Origin of the sequence: Paenibacillus hunanensis, from assembly GCF_034055775.1 — a bacterium.
Lineage (GTDB): Bacteria > Bacillota > Bacilli > Paenibacillales > Paenibacillaceae > Saccharibacillus > Saccharibacillus hunanensis.
In genome coordinates, this window is sequence record NZ_CP139194.1 from 4,560,439 (window position 1) to 4,577,765 (window position 17,327).

The following is a 17,327-nucleotide window of genomic DNA, read 5'->3' on the forward strand; positions in this document are numbered from 1 at the left end:
AAGCCAATAGGAACAGCTTGACCTATCATGAAAAAGTTCAATCCAGGCCATTAGTGAGCAATTTTTTCCCGTCGATATCGATTCGGTGCGACGCCCATTACCTTTTTAAAGGCCGTGCTAAAATAGTGCTGGGACTCATATCCAACTAGCTCCGCCACCTCCAAAATCGTACAATCCCGATCCGCGAGCAAATGCGCTGCTTGCTGAATACGCACATGCACCAGCAAGTGGATAAAGGACTGCCCTAGCTCCCGTTTCATCGTACGGCTCAAATACGTTGGCGATACCTGCAAATGCTCTGCCAGCGACTCCAGCGTGAGCTGTGGATCGGCATAATGCTCCTGAATATAGGCACGTGCGCGACGAACGAGCGGCGATAATAAAAGCTGTCCATCCAGCATTCGCTTGGCTGTAGTATACACCGAGCTAATCGTTTCAAGTCGTAACCCGGCTTGCGTCTCCTGCTCATGTGGCGCTTCTTTTGCTGACTGCTCCGCTTCACTGTTCACAGGTCTAGCCATAGCAGCTAATTCAATTTCACTAATTGATGCAGAACGATGGAACGGAATACTGGTAGGATTAGCCGCTTGAAGCGGCTCATGATCCTCGATCATCGCCTCCTGCTCCACAGGCTGCACATGTGCCTGAATATGCAAGCTAATACAATCGCGCACCGCTGCCACGATTCGTTCAGCTAGATCATGCTCGGGCTGACGCCACAGACACAGTACAATCAAGCCCGATCGATCACGGCAGACTGCCAGTGGAATATGCTGTACTAGCTCAGCGGCAATATTTCCAATCGCAAACTGTAATAATTGACGATCGCTATCCTGTAACGGTGGTCGCCCCTCCGCGATACCCGACCAGCGCAGCAGTAGTAACGCTGCCGGTGGCTGAGCGGGTAAGCCCAGAAATTGTAGCTGATGCGCAATCTCCTGCTCGGATAACCGTCCATGCAGCCAGTCCAGACAAAATTGCTCACGCAATAGCGGAATATTACGCTGAATCTGGTCTGTCGCCTGCTTCAAATAACGCTCCTGCTGCCAGTCTCCCGTCAGCTCTGTCGCAATCTGAGACAGCACCTTGCGCAGATGCACCGGATCGACGGGCTTGAGAATATAATCCTTTACCCCGAGCCGAATCGCTTCCTGTGCATAGCTAAATTCATCATGTCCGGTAATGATAACAAATCGACATTCCGGCTGCGCCTCGCGAATGCGCTTGATGAGCGTAATTCCATCCATAAACGGCATATTCATATCGACCAGCAAAATATGCACAGGCTGCTGGAGCGCCAGCTCCAGCGCTTCTTCTCCATCCTCCGCCTCTGCTACGACAACCATGCCCAGCGCATCCCAATCTACCGATGCCCTTATTCCTTCGCGAATAATAAACTCATCATCAGCAATCATAACCTTTAATGCTTCATTCATGATGCTCCTCCTCCTGACGGATTAGCGCTACCGGGAACTGACGCAGTATCGGCTGAGTCACCATTACCGCTGTCCCTCCCTCTGGCAAACGCCGCAGTGTCAGTCCATAACGCGTGCCATAAGCAAGATGAATACGCGCCTGAATATTCAGTAAGCCATAGCTTCCAGCTGGCTCTGGTCCACGGCTTTCCAGTGTAGTCAGCGGCTGCTGTAGCTGTGCCTCTAGCTCTGCCAGTCGTTCATCGGTAATGCCTGCCCCATCATCGGTAACCGTATAGACGAGCAGATCATCCTGCTGCCGCGCCGAGATCGTGATCATGCCCGGCCCGCGCCGTGCACGAATCCCATGATAGATCGCATTTTCCACCAGCGGCTGTAAAAGTAGCTTGATCACATACACCTCATGCAGTGATTCATCGATATCCATCGTGTAATTCAGCTTGCCTGCATAACGGGTCTGCTGAATTTGCAAATAGCTACGAATATGCTCTTCTTCGTCTGCCAGTCGAATCATATCGCTACCGCCACTGAGTCCAATACGGAACAGACGTGATAACGAGCCGACCAGCTCGGAGATATCCTCAGCACCCTTTTTACGAGCCATCCATTGAATCGTATCGAGCGTATTGTACAGAAAATGCGGACGTATATGCGCCTGTAGACTGCGCAGCTCAGCAGAACGCTTTTGCTGCTCCTGCCGTAGATTCAGCTTCATCAGATTGCGTATTTCATTGATCATCCGGTTGAAGCTACGTCCTAGCATACCAACCTCGTCTCGTCGATCATTCATATAACGAGCAGTCATATCACCAGCTTCTGCTTTTTGCATTAGGGCAGACAGGCGATGAATCGGACGCGAGATCGATTGGGATAGCCCATACGAAGCGGTTAATCCGACAAAGCAAACGATAAACAGAAAGATCACGACATAAAAGCGAATCGCCCTTGATTCGGCTACTGACTCGCTAAGTCGGAATACACCGACCGTTTTCCAGCCTGTATAGTCGGATGTCGTATACACAAGCTGCACCTGCTGTCCTTCCAGCTCACCGGTAAAGACCGATTGCTTGGCTCCGGTCAATGAAGCAGCAAGACGGGCAGGCATAGCCTGCTCTAACGGCCCCTTCGGTGCATAGATCGGCTGCCCGACCGCGTCGGTGACCATCAGATAGCCAGTTTTACCAAGTCGTACATCCTTAGCAGCCTGTGCGATCACGCGCAGCTTCAGATCAATCAGCACCACACCTGTTACTTTGCCAGTACGTGGGTCATTCAGTGCGCGCGCCACAGAGATCACTTCGCTGTCCAAATAATTTGTATGACTGGTCACATTGCGTCCGGTTGGATGCCCGACAATCGTAAACAAACCCTGCTTTGCTGCCGCATCCTTGTACCACTGCTCTTCGGTCAAGCTGCGAGTAGCATCGCGTGCATACATTTCATTACTAATATAGTCACCATTCCGGTTCACCACGAGCATACCTGCGATTTCAGGATAGACGGTTGTAAAGCCCTGTAGAAATTGCCTGATCCGATACACTGACGTGCCGGATAATCCCTCTGTTATCGTTCCATCCTCTGGCTCAGCATCGCTCAAATTACGCGGATTCGCAGTCGAGTTCGCCGACATAAACTCTTCTACTGTCGGATCAAAGCCGATCAGATACGTAATGCTCTGCATATGCTCCATATACGTATCCAGCGTCTGGTTCACTTTACCGATCAACTGGAATGTATTGTCGGTCACCTGATTTTCAATAATACGATCCGATGTCCAATTCACCATCACACCGAGCAGAATCGCTGGTAAGATGCCGACCAGTAAAAACAGAGCAATCAGCTGGTCGCGCAGGGGTAGATGATGCGGATGATACTGGCGCCAATCCTGACGTAGCCAACGGCGCAGTCGTTCGATAATGCCTGGCTTATTTAGCATAATAATCGCTCACATTATCCTTCGTCACCACGGAGACTCCAGTATCGACTCGAACCGGTACAGGGGATACGATACCACTCAGTGAGGGTGCAGGTACCGTCAAGCCATGATGCAGATGGAATAGATATTGTAGTGACCAATAGCCCATATTCCATGTACCCTGCGCAATCGTCGCATCAATCGTCCCGGTCTGGATCATATCGAGTGTTTCTTTATTCGTATCAAAGCTAATAATAACGGGCTTGGTTGACTCGGCTGATGGTGATGCAGCAGGCTGAGTTACAGGCTGATTGGTCGACTGCACCTCTGATCCAGCTGCCTGATTCGTAGTCGCTTGCTCGTTAGCTGCATTGTCGTTAGAGCTAGCGGTAGCGCTGCTGCCTGATCCATTCGTCTGTGCCTGTCCTTGCATCCACTGCTCCACTGCCGAGCCTACGCCATATGCTCCTGTTGCCTCGGTAATGAATATACCTTTCAGCTTTGGATACGTCTTGAGCAGCTCGCTCGTCTGCTGCTGTGCTAACACGGCATCGCCCTCGTCATTTTTGACAGCAACGATCTCCATTCCTGGATAGCTCTGCCGAATACGCTGCTCGAATCCAGCCGTCCGATCTTTATGATTTTGCTGATTCGCCAGTGTGATAATCGCGATCTGTCCGTTATTGCCGATTCGGGTCGCCATTTGCTCGGCTGCGATGCTGCCGGCATTCTGGTTATCGGTAGCGAGGAATGAATATGAGCGGCTACCCGGTGCTTCTGCATCGAACATAACGACCGGAATCCCCTGATCAACCGCCTTGTTCACCGCCTGTACGAGCAGCGGCGAATCGATGGCTGAGATCGCAATGCCAGCGGGCTTTTTCGCGATCGCTTGCTCGACGATCATCGCTTGCTCGCGCGCATCATAGCGAGTAGAACCTTGATACTCGACCGATACGTCCAGCGCTTCGGCGGCATCCTCAAAGCCTTTTAATCCACTTTTCCAATATTCAATGCCCGATTGGAACGTGATCATCATGTATTTTTCGTTAATATCTCCCTTCATCCCCTGCTCACTCCAGGCAGAGGACGATTCCTGCACCTGGTACTGTACAATATAAATGATCAAGGCTACGACCAGTGTAATGTAGATCCATAGCATCTTGCGCATACAAGCCCTTCCCTTCAGCTCCTAATGATAACATTCTGCATGTGGAACAACATTTAATATAACGCAAATCAGGTTTTAAGAAAACGCTTTATATGTATTTGAGAGCAATAATATCCGTATGTCAAAAAGCAGCCGTTCGTACCCGCTCATAGCGGAACAAAGCGACTGCTTGTTTGCTTGTTTATTTTGATACATAGTGGGACAAGATGATCGATGCCAGTGTCATCCACGCCCCCCTCAAGTTCCACTGCTCCAATCCAGACGCTGACTCGGATGCTCTGGTAAGCGTGAAGCGATGAGCTGCTGTACAGCCGGATGTGGCGAACTCAGCAGTGCAGCTGCCGAATCGGCAGTGCATACAATCTGTCCCTTATCCATCACCAGCATGCGGTCACTGATCGTTAATGCAGCCTGAATATGATGCGTAATAAATAGATAGGACATTCCATAATCAGCACGTAGCTGAGATAGTAGCGTTAGAATTTGCGTCTGGTTCACCATATCTAGACTGCTAATCGCTTCATCCAGCACGATCAGCTTCGGACGCAGAGCGATTGCTCGTGCGATATTAATTCGTTGTAGCTGTCCACCACTAAAAGCGGCTGGACGCTTATCCGCATCAGACGCTTGCAGGCCCACCTGCTCCAGCAGTTCAGCAACGCGGCGCTTCTGCTCCAGTGCACTCAATCGCTCATAGTTACGCAACGGCTCGCCGATAATCTGCCCTGCACTCATAAGTGGATTCACTGCCGAATAGCAGTCCTGAAATACTGCCTGCACCTCGCGCCGCATGTGATGCCGTGCGCGCCGATCACGAGCATACCAATCCTGACCAGCAAAGGAAATCCGTCCGGCAGTTGGACGCTGTAAGCCAAGAATGATTTTGCCCAGCGTACTCTTGCCTGTACCGCTCACACCGAGCAAGCCCAGACACATGCCCGGCTCCAGTGTGAAGGAAATGTCCTGTAGCACCGGAATAGCTGGCTTACGCCATAGCCGTCCGCCCGCCGCATAGCTATGACTCACCTGCGATACATCAAGCATCCCGCTTCCCTCCCTGCTCCTGCTCCTGCTCCTGCTCCTGCTCCTGCTCCTGCTCCAAAGGATGATACGCCGTCATACGAGAATCCAGCAATAGCCGTGTGTACTCATGCTGTGGGTCGTCGAATAGCTGCTGCACACTGCCCTGCTCTACAATCCGTCCATGACGCATCACCGCGACATCATCCGCCATCTGAGCGATCACACCCAGATCATGCGACACAAGCAGAATTGCAGTTCCACATTCTCGCCGTAGTCGATCCAGCGCCCGGAGTACCTGTAGCTGACTGACCAGATCAAGCGCAGTAGTCGGCTCATCTGCAATCAGTAGCTTCGGCTTCAGGCACATCGATAGGGCAATCATAATCCGCTGTAGCATCCCACCACTAAGCTGAAATGGATACTGTCTCAGCAACCGCTGCGGATGAGGTAAACCCATACTGTCCAGCCCTTCAACGGCTATACGAAGCGCCTGCCGTCGTGACAGAGTCCCATCGTGCGTACGCAATGTCTGTACAAATTGCGTTCCGATCGTATGCAGTGGCATGAACGCATTCATCGGATTTTGCAAAATTGTACCGATCTGCGCCCCACGCACGCGTCGCATCTGGTGCTCTGAATAGGCTGTCAGCTCCTGCCCTTGCAAACGCACCTGTCCTGAGCGCTGCATTTGCGTCCGATGTAGCAGCCCGAGGATCGCGTGGCAGGTGAGTGACTTGCCACTGCCACTCTCGCCGACAATACCAAGCACTCGCCCCGCTTCCAGCCGTAGATGAATGCCTTGCAGCAAATCGAGCTTACCGGATGTCGTACGACATTGAACTGCAAGGTCTACCGTTTCCAGCACAGGGTTAGCCTGCGCAATGATTGCACCTGTCATATGTAACTCCTTTCCAGCGATTAGCGCCGTTCGATTCCATATTTGGTAGATAATGCTTCACCGAGTAGATTAAATAGGACAACGACGATTAAAATTAATAGCCCCGGATAGATCATCAGCTCTGGATGACTGCGAATATACGCCGTACCTTCATGAATCATCGCTCCCCATTCTGCCTGTGGCGGCTGTACGCCAAGACCAAGAAAGGACAACGCCGAGATATCCATAATCGCCCAGCCCATTTCCAGTGTACCGACGACCAGAATCGGTCGCTGCACATTCGGAATGATATGCGTGCGAATAATGCTCCATGTCGATGAACCGCTAATGCGTGCCGCCGCGATAAAGCTCTGCTGCTTCAAGCTCACCACCATATTGCGGCAAATGCGCGCATATGCTACCCACTGCACAAGCAGCAGGGCGAGCAGAATCTGCAATAAGCCGGGGCCAAATATACCGACTACTCCAAGCACCAGCACCAGATGTGGAAATGCCATCACCCCTTCACAGAAGCGCATCAGCATACTATCTATCCAGCCACCTACATAGCCAGCAATCGCCCCTACGATCAAGCCAACACCAACCGATACGATAAAAATAACAAGTGCAAAGCCCAGTGATACCTGTGAGCCATACAATAAACGGGATAATGTATCTCTGCCCAGATGATCCGTACCGAGCCAGTGCGCTGTCGAAGGTGCCTCCAGCTTATGCAGCAGATCGACCTTCACCGGATCATGCGGTGCCAGCCACGGCGCGAGCAGAGCTGCCGCAAATAACAGCACAAGCAGCAGTGTACAGATACGAATGGTGATGTTTTCATAGCCTGCGAACGTCCATTTTTCTCTCACTGCTCCGTCTGTCCCTTCAAAGAAATTCGTGGATCCATCCATAGCTGGATAAGATCAACCAGCAGATTGCAAATAATAAACAGGCATGCTGCCAGCAGTACATAGCACTGGATAACCGGAATATCCCGATTGAAGATCGCTTCCACAAAATAACGTCCCAGACCGGGCCATGAAAATACCTGCTCCACGATAATCGTTCCTGTCAGCAATCGCCCTACATTCATACCAATACTGCTAATCAGCGGCATCAGTGCCATTTTTAATACATGTCTTAGCATAATCGTGCGCTCATGCAAACCGCGCATTCGTCCGTATTGAACATACGTTGCCTGCATCTGATCCAGCATGCTGGCACGCAGCAAGCGTGTATACAATGCGATCAATACGAGCGAGAGCGTGATCGTCGGCAGCACCAGATTCGTCCAATCGCCGCGTCCTTCCACCGGAAGCCAATCCAGCTTGACGGCAAAAAAGAAGATCAGCAGATAGCCGAGCCAGAATTGTGGAATCGATGCACCCAGATAGGCAATGACACGGCTTAGCATATCGATCCAGCTATTCCGATATACCGCCGCAGCGATGCCGAGCGGCACACTAACGACAATCGATAGCAAAATGCTGGATAACGCCAGCTCCGCCGTTGCTGGAAAGCGTGATACAATCTCCTCCCACACCGGCTGATTCGTCAAATACGATGTACCAAAATCAAGCTGAACCAGTCGTCCTAACGTATGTACATACTGCACAATGAGTGGCTGATCCAATCCAAATTCATGCCGCTTTTGAGCCAGCACTTCTTCAGTCGGATAAATATGCGCGGCAGTTAAATACGCCTCTGCTGGATCAACCGGAGAAATATGAATAAGTGCAAACGTCACCAGTGTCGCAAGTAAAACAATCGGTACGACTGCTAGCAAGCGTCTGCCAATATATTCGATCATGGGTGCTTTTCCCTCCTGTCGTTTGCCATCTGCACGTTCTATAGTAAGGGGATCATGGACGCGATACACGGCAGTCAAGCATGGACAAGCCAGTAGCATTCCGGTGTGAACCCGATGCTCCTGACTTGCCACCATGCCTGCCGCCGTGTGGTGTACAAGTATAATTTCCTAATCGTTCGGTATAATCAGTAGAAAAAGCTCCAGCCTCATCGCTTTATGGCTGACTCAATGTGATACCGAAGAATGCATTTTCATCGCGGTTCGCTGGGAAAGCGAAGGAAGCGATATTTTTATGATAAACAGCTGTCTTTTTCACATACGAAATCGGTACGATCGCAGACTGCTCGTTCAACGTGCTCAGGATCGAGTGATACAGCTCCTGACGCTTCGTTTCATCCGTGGAGGATAATGCTTCACGAATCTGCTGATCCAGTGCAGCTTTGTTAGGAACAGCACTTAGTGTCTCAGCAATACCAAAGCCTTTTTTAGCGACAACGTTAATGAACGAATGTGGATCATAAGGAGCGCCGTAGTTGTACCAGAAGTACAAGTCGAAGTCGTTTGCCTTGAGGCGCTTGATCTGTACGGTCAGCTCCAGACCTGTTAGATTCACCTTCACGCCGATTGCGCTCCACTCCGCTTGAATCGTCTCCGCCATCGCCTTTTGAATCGGATCGGTTTTGTCGTAAATCAATTCCAATTCCAGCGGTTGCCCATCCTTCTCACGTACCGTGCCGCCAGCTGGTAGCTTCCAGCCTGCTTCATCCAGCAGTGCCTGAGCATGCTGTACATTGTACGTATTGCCTGCTGTCTTGATATCTACATTTGTATAAGGATAGTTTTTCGACAGGATCGTATCGGCTGGCTCCTCCAGACCGGAGGTGATGCCTTCTACCATTGCCTGCTTGTTAAAGCCCTGCTGAAGTGCCTGACGTACGCGTATATCTGCCAGCTTCGGATTGGACGAGTTGAGCAGCAAGCTGCGTGTACCGACCGGATCAGACAGCTTGGTTACATAGTCCTTATTGTCACGCAGCTGCTTGAACGCATCCAGACTAATCACGCCTTCACCATAGATCAGATCCAGCTCACCCTTTTCAAATGCGGCTACGCGTGTCTCTGCATCAGGGATAATCTTGACGGTTACCTGATCGAGTGCTGGAGCTTTACCCCAGTAATGAGGATTACGCTTGAATACCGCATATTCATCCTGCTTGTAATCTGCCAGCACCCATGCGCCAGTGCCGACAGGCTCCTTGATGCCTGTTGCTGTATCGCCATTATCCGGGAATCCGGCTGCGCCGAGGAAACGGAATGGACGTACGACCGACAGATCCTGCAATGCCGGGTAATACGGCTCAGTCAGTGTCATACGGAAGGTCAGATCGTTAACCGCTTCGGTTTTCGCGATCACACCGACCAGACCAAGCCAGCTATGTGTATCCTTATGCAGCATTACAGCATCAAAGTTCTTTTTCACAATGGCTGCATTAAAAGCACTACCGTCAGAGAATTTCACATTCGGACGTAGCTTGAACGTGTATACCTTGCCATCCTTGGAGATCGTCCATGACTGGGCAAGTGCAGGTTCCAGCTTGCCATTTTCACCATAGTGTACGAGCGGATCATATAGCATCGACTGCGCAAATAGCTGCGATGGATTATATGTATGTGGATTCATGACGCCAACATCGCGCGGCCATGACATCGTAATCGAACGAATGGATGGATCTTTGGCAGTACCTGCTGCCGATGACTCTGGATTGCTTCCGCAGCCCGCCAGAATAGCTACTAGAGCGAGCGACATAGTAAGCAAAAGCATAGATGAACGTTTGAAGCGAAATAACATAATGGCCTAACCCCTTCTCTATTCTATTGATAACGATTATCATCTTCATTTAATAAGAATAGGTAGCGCTTAACCATTTGTCAACTAAATTGTTACAGGAAGTAAATGAGTTTAACTATAGTTTTCAAATATGGGATTTTGTATGTAGTAAATGGAAAGAAAAGACAAGGGGATTATCTGATTTGTGCTACTTTGTACTGCATTCTATAGTAGAAATAGGCGGGACGCGCAGGGGATGAGCGTGTACAACATAAGCGTTTATTCTCACTTTAGATTTTCTACTACTCTCACTTGATCCATACTTTAACATTAAAAAGCCTGACCTGTGCAATAGCAGCAGGGCAGGCTTTTAAGTATTTTTGAGTATAGGGAATAGATTCGCTAGCTCGAATTACGTTCAGCTATAGGCGTGCTTCTGAGATACTTTTACATTCGGCACGATTATACATAGTACCTTTATATAGGGTGTATTTACGTAAAGCACCTCTACACCTCATACATCCAGGATTACTACTTTAATTGTAGCCTTTTCTGTTCAAAATGGATTGCTGCGGCGAGAGCCATCCTACCTGCTCACGCCACATATCCCAACAGTGGACTAAACGCGCTCCTGCCCTGCCAGCGCTACGAGCGCCGCAATGGCTGCGTCCATCTCACGCTGTACAGCATCCGCTACAGCAGTCGTATGTGGGTCATATTCCGCTGCCAGATCGGCATCCGCATACCCATCAATTGCCACGATCGCGCCTGCACGCACACCACGTAGTGAAGCGATAATGTACAGCGCAGAGATTTCCATCTCGACTGCAAGTGCGCCAGCCTGCTTGAACTTACGATGCGGGAATTCCTCTACCCCATTAAAGAACACATCCAGCGTCACCGTGATGCCCTTGCTCACGATTCCATCGCCCTGACGTGCCGCATGATACAGCGCCTCGGTTACTGCACTATCCGCAACAGCCGGGAACGTCTCGGGCACAAGCTGACGTGTCAGACCATCTGTACGCACCGCTGCCGTACTCACGATTAGACTACCTGCTGGATGATCCGCAGAATACGAGCCAGCTGTCCCCACTCGAATCAGCGTCTTCACACCTGCACGGATCAGCTCCTCAAAGCATACCGCAGCACCAGGTGAGCCTACACCGTGACTCACTACAGCGATCTCTACGCCATCCTTTGTACCAACAAAGCTGCGATATTCACGGCTAAAGGCAAGCTCACGCGGCTGATCGAGCTTGGCAGCAATCGCAGCTGCGCGCTTGGGATCACCACATACAATCGCGTATTCTGGAATATCCTCACTATTCACTTGCAAAATCGGCATTAGCATTGCTCAATCATACTCCTTTTTTGTCCATTCATCTTCCGGGATCGGCAGTGCCTCACCAGAGAAACGTTCCTCACGAAACGGATCGGCTACGTTATGGAAGCCATTTTGCTCCCAGAAGCCCGGACGATCCGCTGTCATAAACTCAAGCCCTTCGATCCATTTTGCACTTTTCCAGAAGTACAGATGCGGCACGACCAAACGTAGCGGCCAGCCATGCTTCGGCGTCAGTGGCTTCCCATCATAATGATAGGCGAGCAGCACATGATCTCCCATTAGATCCGCTAGCGGTACATTGGTCTCGTAAGCATTGCCGCCATGCACCATCACATGCATCGCTTCAGGCTGAACATGAATTCCCAGCTGCTCCAGCAGATCGCGAAAGCGAACGCCTTCCCAACGCGTATCGAACTTCGACCAGCGCGTTACACAATGAATATCATCGGTAATCTCGACTCGTGGTAAGTCCATGATCTGTTCAAACGAAATGTCTTGCTCCTGCTCCACCGCTCCAAAAATGCGCAATCGCCATGTGTTCAGATCAATCTCTGGCACATCGCCCTCATGCAAAATCGGAAACTTATCCGTCAAAAACTGCCCCGGTGGCAACCTTTTCGCCTGCTCTGCTGACAGATTGTGAGTAAGCGGCGTTTTGGAGGCTTTGATTCGGTCTGCCTTTTTACTGCTGCCTGTCATGCCTTTACCCTCCCCTGTAATCACCTGATGTATAGCTCTATTGTATACTGCATTTTATTACAAAAGAATCAGATCATCTGATCGTGAACTAACGCTCGGATGTATGGATCAACGTGAGCTACCGTTCGCACGCTGTGCATCCTTGAGATAGCTGCGATCCTTGAAAAAGAACATCGCTGCTAGCGTCATAATATAAGGTAGCATCTGGGTAAACTGAGCTGGAAGCGCAAAGCCCTGCAAGCGAATGCTGAACGCATCCATCAAACCAAACAACAGACTCGATGCGACTACACCTAACGGATTCGACTGACCGAGCATCGTCGCTACAAGTGCGATAAAGCCCCGTCCTGCGGTCATCCCCTCGGTGAACATCGTCACCTGACCGAGCGATAGCTGCGCACCTGCCAGCCCGCATAGCGCGCCGGACACGAGCACCGCACCATATTGAATACGCCGTACCGGAATGCCCAGACTTTGTGCAGCGACCGGATTCTCGCCAGCGGCACGCAGACGGAAGCCACTCACCGTTTTGAACAGATACACCCACATAAGAATAGCCGCCGCGAAGGCTGCATACACAAGTGGCGAATGACCAGATACGATGCCACCCAGCACCGGAATATCCTTAATGAGCGGAATGTCCCAGCGCGGCAAGCCCTGCATATTTTTATCATAATAAGCGCCCTTCACATCGAAGATCGCACGCAGACAAAAGGTCGTTAAGCCCGCCGCGAGGAAGTTGAGCGAGATCCCGACGACGATCACATTAGCTCGTAGATTAATACTCACATACGCAAACAATAACGAAAATAGCATCACACAAATAACCGCAAACAGCACCGCCAGCCACACATTACCAAGCAAATGATTACCTAAAATCGCGGAAAAGGCACCGACCAGTACCAGTCCCTCCAGACCGACATTGAACAGCCCAACCCGTGCGCAGATCGCACCGCCCAGCGCCGCTAGCAGAATGGGCGTCAAAATACGCAGGGTGGAGTTAAACAGCGAGATATCAAACAGCTGATCCATTATTTTTACGCTCCTTTCTGCGTTTGAGGAACAAATAACCAAAGCGTGCCGATACAAATAGCGTAAGTGTCGCCTGAATAACGCTAGCTACCTCCAATGGCACATTTGTATTACGCTCCACGCCCATCGCGCCTGTTTGCAGTGCGGCTAGCAAAATACCAGCAACCGCTGTTCCGATCGGATGCGAGGAAGCAAGCAGCGTCGCCATAATGCCACTCCAGCCATAATCGGCTGATGTAAGCGCTCCGTCCAGATAGCGGTGCTGTGTACCAAGCACCTCGCCTGCTCCAGCCAATCCAGCCAGCGCACCGCTTGTCAGCATCGCTACGACCATCATCCGCCCACGCTTGACCCCACCATAAGCGGCAAAGAATGGATTATTACCCAACATCCGAATCTCGTAGCCTGCAACCGAATGATGAATAAAAATGTAAATCGCGACCGCAGCCAGCACGGCTAGAATGAAGCCTGCATGCAGACTCATACCGGAAAATAGCTTCGGTAGCCACACATCCGCTTCCAGCATCGGCGTCTGTGACATCGCCGCTGAGCCTGTGCGATCCTTGAGTGGAAATGACACCATATAGCCAGCGAACAAGGAGGCAATATAATTGAGTAGCAGGGTAGAGATCAGCAGATTCACACCGAAGCGTGCATCCATATACCCTGCAAATAACGACCACAAGCCGCCTACGACCATCCCAACCAGCAGTGCCATGATCATGACCAGCCAGCCCGGGCCAGGCATATATAGACCAGTAATTGCCGCGGCAAGACCACCCAGCACCATCTGTCCGGTCGCTCCCATATTAAAAAAGCCCGCTCGAAACGCCAGCGCCACACCGAGTCCAGTCAAAATAATCGGTGTGGCTCGTGTTAACGTATTGGTTAGAAAATAAAAGCTTCCAAAGGCGCCATTCCACATCTCGCGATACGTATCGACAACCGAATCACCGATGAGCAGAATCGCCACCGCTCCGGCGATTAGCCCGATCAGAACCGCAACGACAGGCTGTAGCATCCCTAGCAGTGTACGTTTAATTACATTCATAATTGCCTTTTCCCTCCTGCCATCAGCAGACTGATCTGCTCCTCGGTTGCCTGCTCTGCGGTCAGCTCACCTGCAATGCGACCTTCATACATGACCAGAATCCGGTCAGATAGCTTTAAAATTTCCGTTAATTCTGAGGAAACGAGTAGAATTCCATCGCCACCACGACAGCGCTCCAGCAGCTCACCATGAATCAGCTCCATCGCACCCACATCGACACCGCGCGTGGGCTCCGCTGCAATCAGAAAAGGCTGCTGCTGCGCAAATTCGCGCGCTGCGATCAGCTTTTGCAAATTACCGCCAGACAGAAATTGTGCCTGTGTATCCAGTGATCCCGTCTTAATCGCAAAGCGCTGTACCCATTCATTCATCACCTTGCGCAGTGAAGAACGATCAATCAGACCACGCTTGCGGAAGCGTTGCTGATGTCCCATTAATCCGTTATCCAGCACAGTCGCGTCCCGTGAAGCGCCCCATAGATATCGATCCTCTGGAATATGCGCCAGTCCCTGCTCACGAATCTGACGTACAGGCGCACCCGTTACATCGGCACCATTTAACTCTACCGTTCCACTATCCGGCTGTCGTAAGCCTGAAATCACCTGCAATAGCTCAGATTGTCCATTACCAGAAATGCCAGCAATACCGACAATCTCGCCGCGGCGTACCGATAGCGATACATCATCCAACAGCGGCTTACTGCCTTTGCCACCTGCCAGCTTGATCGCCTGTACATCCAGCACCTTTTCGCCAGGTTCACGAGCGGCGCGACTCATCTGGACAAGCTCACGCCCCACCATCAGGCGCGAGATTTGCTCCTCATCGGTATCATTTGCCGCCATCTGTCCGGTAATGACACCATCGCGTAGCACTGTAATCCGATCTGCTGCCTCCATTACTTCATGCAGCTTATGCGTGATCAAAATAAAGCTTTTCCCCTGCGCTGCCAGCCCCTTGATCGCGGCGAGCAGCTCCTTCACCTCACCCGGCGTGAGTACACCTGTCGGCTCATCGAGAATAATCACATCGGCACCCTGATACAGCACCTTTAGAATCTCCGTCCGCTGCTGAATACCGAGCGGACAATCGCCTGCCTTTTTCCACGGATCCACCGGCATGCCGTACCGCTCGCCCAGCTCACGTACCTTGTCTGCCGCGGATTGTCGATCAAAAAAAGCTCCCTTTTTCGGTTCGCCACCAATAACGATATTTTCTGCCAGTGTAAAGCTTGGAAACAGCATAAAATGCTGATGCACCATCCCGATGCCATGCCGGATCGCCTGGGACGGATCATGAAAATGAACCTCTTTGCCATTCACAAGAATACGCCCAGCGGTGGGCTGCTCCATACCATACAGCATACGCATCATGGTCGTCTTGCCTGCTCCATTTTCCCCGACAAGCGCATGAATCTCACCCTTACGCACATCAAAATGAATATCGTGATTGGCGGTAAAATCGCCGTATTTTTTTGTAATGCCCTGCATTTCTAGCAAAACGGTCATCTGCTCGTTCCCTCCTGTTGCCCGAATCATCCCTACAGATAGAACAAAACCGGCTGCTCGGTGAAGCAGCCGGTTTCGTCAACTTGCCGTGCTAATATCGTATTCATATGGAAGATGAAGGTGATCATCCTCTTGATAGAGAGATTAAGATAAGACACCAATATAGATGAAGCGCATTATTGCTCTAACGGATTTTTCACAACGATTTTGCCAGAAACGATGTCGTCCTTGATCTGCTTCAGCTTCGTGATATTCGCCTCACCGATAAATGGACTCAGCTTGGACTCACTATCCTTCGTAACAAATGTAAGACCTACGCCATCTTCCTTCAGACCATAGTTGGCGGCGCCGAATTTGAAGCTGCCGTTGACGAAATCCTTCACTGTCTCATAAGCCACCGCATCGGTTCCTTTAAGCTGGGACAGCACGATATGATCGGGGTCTTCTACTGTACGATCCGTATCCTGACCGGAGGTGTACAGGTTTTTCTCCTTCGCAGCTTCGAACACACCGAGATCACTTGTTGCAGATGCACCTGCGACAAAGTCAGCACCCTGACCGTATTGCACCAGTGCAAGCTCCTTCGCTTTTGCCGGGTCGTTAAAGCTTCCCACATAGCCGATCAGGAATTTTGCTTTCGGATTGACCGATTCCAATCCCTGCTTGAAGCCTTCGCTATACTTTTTCAGCAGTGGTACATCCTGAGCTGCGACCATGCCGACTACATTCGTTTTCGTTGCCAGACCTGCGGCTGCACCGAGCAGATACGATGCTTCATATTCACGGAAGCCGACACTGCGCACATTTGGCAGATCGACCGTTGTGTCGATAATAGCAAACGATTTGTCTGGATTTTCCTGAGCAACCTGCTTCAATACATCCTCTGCCTGGAATGTCGCTGTAATGATCAGATCATAGTTCTCCGCAACCGTTGCACGCATATTTTGTTCAAACGCAGTAGGGTCGGACGATTGGATCGTTTTTGTCTCTACTCCAAACTCCTTCCCTGCCTTTTGAAACCCTTCATCCATCTGTACAAAAAACTGATTCACTCCGATTTCCTCTGGAAGCACAAGTGCAATTCTCTTCTTTGCGGTGCCGCTTTCACTGCCTGAAGCCGATTGTTCGGATTTAGAACCGCCTGATGCACATGCAGACAGCATTGCAACAAGCAATACCGAAACAATGACGAACGAAAAACGTTTCAACATGCGTTTTTATTCCCCTTTTGTTTCAAATTTTCAGTTCATTTTCAATAATGCTAATGGAATTTGTCGCCTTTTGTCAAATAGTTTTTTGCAATATGTCTTATAGGGTAAGGTTTGGTGATATGCACTGTGACGTGGGAATGGGTGGTTTGTTGAAGTTTGTGGATTGGGAGTGTTATTGAATTTAGTGGGATGGTTGGACGTATGGGTGGTTTGTAGTTTGGATTTTTTATAGTTGGTAGAGTGGGGGTTGAGTTTTGGGATGAGGATGGTGATTTTCTTGCAGGTAGTGAAGGGAAGCATACAGCACTCCGGCAAGGAATAAGGGAACGTCCTTAGGTGGAGCCCAGGAATCTTTTAATCTGGTAGTAAATGAAGATTCCCGGGCTCCAAAAGCGTCCTTTTCCCTTATTTCCTTCCC

The 17,327-nt window shown here is 50.5% G+C and carries 14 protein-coding genes; all 14 read right to left on the minus strand.

Going from position 1 to position 17,327, the window contains the following annotated elements:
• Window positions 1-50 precede the first annotated feature (50 nt).
• The 14 genes from SK066_RS18510 to SK066_RS18575 all read right to left on the minus strand — a co-directional run bounded on the left by SK066_RS18510 (window position 51) and on the right by SK066_RS18575 (window position 16,909).
• Entirely contained in the window at window positions 51-1,436 is a 1,386-nt protein-coding gene (locus SK066_RS18510; RefSeq protein WP_320542572.1) for a response regulator, read from the minus strand.
• Window positions 1,429-3,372 carry a cache domain-containing sensor histidine kinase gene (locus SK066_RS18515; protein ID WP_320542573.1) on the minus strand — a complete coding sequence of 648 codons (1,944 nt, stop codon included), beginning with the start codon at window positions 3,370-3,372 and terminating at the stop codon, window positions 1,429-1,431. The genes SK066_RS18510 and SK066_RS18515 overlap by 8 nt, the downstream gene beginning before the upstream one ends.
• The gene (locus SK066_RS18520; RefSeq protein WP_320542574.1) at window positions 3,362-4,522 is read right to left on the minus strand and encodes a substrate-binding domain-containing protein; all 1,161 of its coding nucleotides are present in this window, start codon (window positions 4,520-4,522) and stop codon (window positions 3,362-3,364) included. The genes SK066_RS18515 and SK066_RS18520 overlap by 11 nt, the downstream gene beginning before the upstream one ends.
• Before the next feature lie 237 nt (window positions 4,523-4,759).
• A complete protein-coding gene (gene nikE / locus SK066_RS18525) occupies window positions 4,760-5,566 on the minus strand; it encodes a nickel import ATP-binding protein NikE (protein ID WP_320542575.1) in 807 nt (268 codons plus the stop codon).
• A complete protein-coding gene (locus SK066_RS18530; RefSeq protein ID WP_320542576.1) occupies window positions 5,559-6,443 on the minus strand; it encodes an ABC transporter ATP-binding protein in 885 nt (294 codons plus the stop codon). Before SK066_RS18530 ends, nikE begins: the two co-directional genes overlap by 8 nt.
• Before the next feature lie 20 nt (window positions 6,444-6,463).
• On the minus strand, window positions 6,464-7,336 hold the full coding sequence (gene nikC, locus SK066_RS18535; protein ID WP_407673702.1) for a nickel ABC transporter permease subunit NikC: 873 nt from the start codon (window positions 7,334-7,336) through the stop codon (window positions 6,464-6,466).
• Window positions 7,291-8,235 carry a nickel ABC transporter permease subunit NikB gene (gene nikB, locus SK066_RS18540; protein ID WP_320542578.1) on the minus strand — a complete coding sequence of 315 codons (945 nt, stop codon included), beginning with the start codon at window positions 8,233-8,235 and terminating at the stop codon, window positions 7,291-7,293. The genes nikC and nikB overlap by 46 nt, the downstream gene beginning before the upstream one ends.
• Before the next feature lie 214 nt (window positions 8,236-8,449).
• On the minus strand, window positions 8,450-10,084 hold the full coding sequence (nikA, locus tag SK066_RS18545) for a nickel ABC transporter substrate-binding protein (RefSeq protein WP_320542579.1): 1,635 nt from the start codon (window positions 10,082-10,084) through the stop codon (window positions 8,450-8,452).
• A gap of 598 nt (window positions 10,085-10,682) precedes the next feature.
• Entirely contained in the window at window positions 10,683-11,417 is a 735-nt protein-coding gene (locus SK066_RS18550) for a nucleoside phosphorylase (protein WP_320542580.1), read from the minus strand.
• 3 nt (window positions 11,418-11,420) lie between these two features.
• Complete coding sequence (locus tag SK066_RS18555; RefSeq protein WP_320542581.1) at window positions 11,421-12,110, minus strand: sulfite oxidase-like oxidoreductase; 690 nt, start codon at window positions 12,108-12,110, stop codon at window positions 11,421-11,423.
• A 108-nt stretch (window positions 12,111-12,218) separates the two neighbouring features.
• Window positions 12,219-13,142, minus strand: coding sequence for an ABC transporter permease (locus tag SK066_RS18560; protein WP_188773441.1), 924 nt, complete (start codon window positions 13,140-13,142; stop codon window positions 12,219-12,221).
• Window positions 13,126-14,193, minus strand: a complete 1,068-nt coding sequence (locus SK066_RS18565; RefSeq protein ID WP_188773440.1) for an ABC transporter permease — start codon at window positions 14,191-14,193, stop codon at window positions 13,126-13,128. Before SK066_RS18565 ends, SK066_RS18560 begins: the two co-directional genes overlap by 17 nt.
• Window positions 14,190-15,698, minus strand: a complete 1,509-nt coding sequence (locus tag SK066_RS18570) for an ABC transporter ATP-binding protein (protein ID WP_320542582.1) — start codon at window positions 15,696-15,698, stop codon at window positions 14,190-14,192. The genes SK066_RS18565 and SK066_RS18570 overlap by 4 nt, the downstream gene beginning before the upstream one ends.
• 176 nt (window positions 15,699-15,874) lie before the next feature.
• Complete coding sequence (locus SK066_RS18575) at window positions 15,875-16,909, minus strand: BMP family protein (protein WP_320542583.1); 1,035 nt, start codon at window positions 16,907-16,909, stop codon at window positions 15,875-15,877.
• Between the last annotated feature and the right edge of the window lie 418 nt (window positions 16,910-17,327).

Bases quoted from the DNA above. Each gene is read 5' to 3' on its own strand.
- SK066_RS18520 (WP_320542574.1), bottom strand. From the start codon at position 4,522: ATGCGCAAGATGCTATGGATCTACATTACACTGGTCGTAGCCTTGATC.
- SK066_RS18565 (WP_188773440.1), bottom strand. From the start codon at position 14,193: ATGAATGTAATTAAACGTACACTGCTAGGGATGCTACAGCCTGTCGTT.
- SK066_RS18560 (WP_188773441.1), bottom strand. From the start codon at position 13,142: ATGGATCAGCTGTTTGATATCTCGCTGTTTAACTCCACCCTGCGTATT.
- SK066_RS18530 (WP_320542576.1), bottom strand. From the start codon at position 6,443: ATGACAGGTGCAATCATTGCGCAGGCTAACCCTGTGCTGGAAACGGTA.
- nikA (WP_320542579.1), bottom strand. From the start codon at position 10,084: ATGTTATTTCGCTTCAAACGTTCATCTATGCTTTTGCTTACTATGTCG.
- SK066_RS18515 (WP_320542573.1), bottom strand. From the start codon at position 3,372: ATGCTAAATAAGCCAGGCATTATCGAACGACTGCGCCGTTGGCTACGT.
- SK066_RS18570 (WP_320542582.1), bottom strand. From the start codon at position 15,698: ATGACCGTTTTGCTAGAAATGCAGGGCATTACAAAAAAATACGGCGAT.
- nikB (WP_320542578.1), bottom strand. From the start codon at position 8,235: ATGATCGAATATATTGGCAGACGCTTGCTAGCAGTCGTACCGATTGTT.
- SK066_RS18510 (WP_320542572.1), bottom strand. From the start codon at position 1,436: ATGAATGAAGCATTAAAGGTTATGATTGCTGATGATGAGTTTATTATT.
- SK066_RS18550 (WP_320542580.1), bottom strand. From the start codon at position 11,417: ATGCTAATGCCGATTTTGCAAGTGAATAGTGAGGATATTCCAGAATAC.
- SK066_RS18555 (WP_320542581.1), bottom strand. From the start codon at position 12,110: ATGACAGGCAGCAGTAAAAAGGCAGACCGAATCAAAGCCTCCAAAACG.
- nikC (WP_407673702.1), bottom strand. From the start codon at position 7,336: ATGGATGGATCCACGAATTTCTTTGAAGGGACAGACGGAGCAGTGAGA.
- nikE (WP_320542575.1), bottom strand. From the start codon at position 5,566: ATGCTTGATGTATCGCAGGTGAGTCATAGCTATGCGGCGGGCGGACGG.
- SK066_RS18575 (WP_320542583.1), bottom strand. From the start codon at position 16,909: ATGTTGAAACGTTTTTCGTTCGTCATTGTTTCGGTATTGCTTGTTGCA.